The sequence below is a fragment of the Mesorhizobium sp. M7A.F.Ca.CA.004.06.1.1 genome (assembly GCF_003999135.1).
Taxonomy (GTDB): Bacteria; Pseudomonadota; Alphaproteobacteria; order Rhizobiales; family Rhizobiaceae; genus Mesorhizobium.
Genome location: NZ_RZPQ01000788.1, coordinates 1 through 2,654, shown reverse-complemented (window position 1 = coordinate 2,654; position 2,654 = coordinate 1). Strand labels below are relative to the sequence as shown.

General features: G+C 61.3%; 3 protein-coding genes. All 3 read right to left on the bottom strand.

Annotation, left to right across the window (positions count from 1 at the left end; translation table 11 throughout):
* The coding region (locus EN906_RS30155) for a TrbI/VirB10 family protein (RefSeq protein ID WP_164777472.1) at nt 1–973 on the bottom strand (973 nt) is incomplete at its 3' end.
* Nucleotides 970–1,995, bottom strand: coding sequence for a P-type conjugative transfer protein TrbG (trbG, locus tag EN906_RS30150; RefSeq protein WP_127232321.1), 1,026 nt, complete (start codon nt 1,993–1,995; stop codon nt 970–972). The genes EN906_RS30155 and trbG, both read right to left, overlap by 4 nt.
* Nucleotide 1,996: 1 nt before the next feature.
* Nucleotides 1,997–2,654 (bottom strand): conjugal transfer protein TrbF (gene trbF / locus EN906_RS30145; RefSeq protein WP_164777471.1); only part of this gene is annotated, 658 nt, incomplete at its 5' end.

The window sequence follows — 2,654 nt, the reverse complement described above, 5'->3', positions numbered from 1 at the left end:
GCCAAGTGTGGAAATCGACTTTGTCTTCCAGCCCTGCGTAGCCGGCGGTGTCGCTCGCGGGCAGATTGTCGATTTCGGCCGACGAGCCGTCGGGCAGCAGAATGCGCTGCCAGACCAGCAGCGCTCGCTTTTGCCCGAACGCGACGACGCTGTCGTAGACGCCGATAAGACGTGAGCCCTGCGGAATCAGCAATATGTTGCCCGTGACCGTGTCGTGCACATTTTCGGTGACTTGCGCGACCACAAGGCCCGGCAAATCGGAATTGATGCCGGTGATCAGGCTGGCGGCAATCACGCTGCCAGCCATCAGTTGATATGGCGAGATCGGCGTCTGAAGCGCATGCGGATTGTAGATCCCGCCAGTGCTCCGCTGGCTGAGAAAATCAAGCTTTCGCTGCTGATTGTTCTGGTCGCCTTCCGCCGCCGCCACCGAGGCTGACGCGCGTCCTGCTTCGGATTGGGGAAGCGCCTCAAATGGATGCTGAGCAGTTTGCACGCTCTCTCCGACATCTGTCTGTTGAGCTCGATTTTCGACGCGGAAAAGCACCCGCGATTCACGCGCTTCGATCGCCTGCTGCGCTAGACGCTGCTCCTCGGCCGAGATGTCTTGGCCCGGCACGATGCCGAGCTGGCGCTGCCGCTCGAGGATGGGGCGGCCGAGGTCGCCCGGCAAAGGTAGCCCAAGGACGGGAGGCTTCGGCTTCATGCCGGAATAGTCATGGGGAAGCGTATCGAGTCCCTCGGCGGTTGGTTTGCGCTGAGTGTTGTAGAGATCTTCCGCCTGATCCCTGATGCGAAGGGCCGGCCCCTGGAGGGCGATCATGGTAACGCCGAAGACAGCGCCGGATCCGAGCGCTGCGATCGCGATGATCACACCGCGCCTGAACCGCACCACGCGGCGGGGAGAGGCCCGAAGCTGCAGTTCCTCGGGATCCAGTTTCGGCGGGATGCCAGAGCGGGAATTTTCGATCATGAGCCCTCACCTCGCCGGCTGCCGCGAAAGAGCGAGATCCGCCGTTGCGGTTGCCTGCCGTCAATCCTGCTGATGCGGATCACCTGCTGCCGCTTGGTGCCGAGGCGAAGTTCGGCCGCGGCGAAGAGCCGATCGACGATGTAATAGTTGCCGCGCACGCGATAGTTGACGAGCTCGCTGCTCCCATCTGCGCCGACGATGAAGAGTGGTGGCGCCTCGCCCTGATCTATGCGACGAGGGAACTCAATATAGACCTTGCTGCCGTCGTCGAAGGCTCGCGTCGGTCTCCAGGGCGGTGTGTCGCCACTGATTGAGTAGCGAAAGCGAAGGTTTTCGAGCGCGATATTCGACGCGACCGGTGTAACTGCCTCGGCTTGAGCATTGCGCTGGCGAAGCGCGATGATCTGGTCTTGGCTGTAGGTCCAGGAGATTGCCGCCATTGCGGTCTTCTCGGTGCTTTGAAGCTGCAAATGATAGGTCCGCCGGTCCGTCGTAATGACGACATTGGTGGCAAGACCCGGCGCGAAGGGTTTTACCAGAACATGGGTGCGCTGATTGTCACCGGTGCCGCTTGCGGTATCGCCAATGACCCAGCGCACGGTGTCGCCAGCCGACACGGCGGTTAGTTTCTCGCCCGGCTGCAGAGCGATGTCGGTCACGCGCTCCGGCGCGGCATAGAGTTGATAAAGCGCGCCATCGGTGAAGGGGTAGACTTGCACTGCATTAACATACCCGTACTTGGTGGGTTGCTGGGTCGCGGCTTTGTTGGCATCAGCGACGCGTTCTTCAGGAGGGCGCTTGTCCTCGGCCTTGCCGGGCTCGGGCTGCATTTGGCCAGGCAGCGGCAGTGGTTTTGGCACCTCGACAATTCTAATCGGCCTCTCCGGCGCTTTTTCGATCGCGGCCGGTTTGAAGTCGGCAGCGTCATAGGAAATCTCAGGCGGCGGCACCTTCTTCGATGCACAAGCGGAAACGACCGCTGCCGACACCGATAGGATCAGCACGGCACGAATCGGTGACATTTTACCTTTCATTGGTGGACTCCGTCGGAGAAAGGGGGGCTGGGACGGCGCTGTCGAGCTCGCGTGACCAGTCAATGGCATTGATGAAGACGCCGAGCGGATTCTTGCGCAGCTGATCCGTATTGCTTGGCGAGCGGATCACGATCGTGAGGATCGCAGTCCAGCGCATCGTGCTGGCAAGGCTTCCGCGCTCAAACACCTGCTCGGTCCATTTGACCTGGAATGAACTTTCGGAGGCTCTGACCACGCTGGTGACCTGTACCGAAACACTGCGCGTTCCGATCTGACCGAAGGGGTCGTTCGCCTTGGCGTATTCGTTGAGGAAGAGCGCTGCGCGATCGCTAGCAAAGTCGTACGCTGCCAACCAGTTCTGCCGTACCAAAACCGGATCGGTGGAAACGGAACGGACATTCTGGATGAAGCGGCCGAGATGCCAGGCGATCTGAGCATCCGAGGGCTCATAATTCCGGATCGCCGGCGCGACGGCGTGCGTCTCGCCGAAGCCATCGACCTCGACGACATAAGGCACGACACGGCTTTGCATCGACTGCCATACGAGTCCGCCGGAAAGCCCGGTCGCCAAGGCCAGGCAGCCAAGGGCCATGATCCGCCAGTTCCTGGCCTGCAGTCGAGATGAGCCGATGCGCTCGTCCCACAGC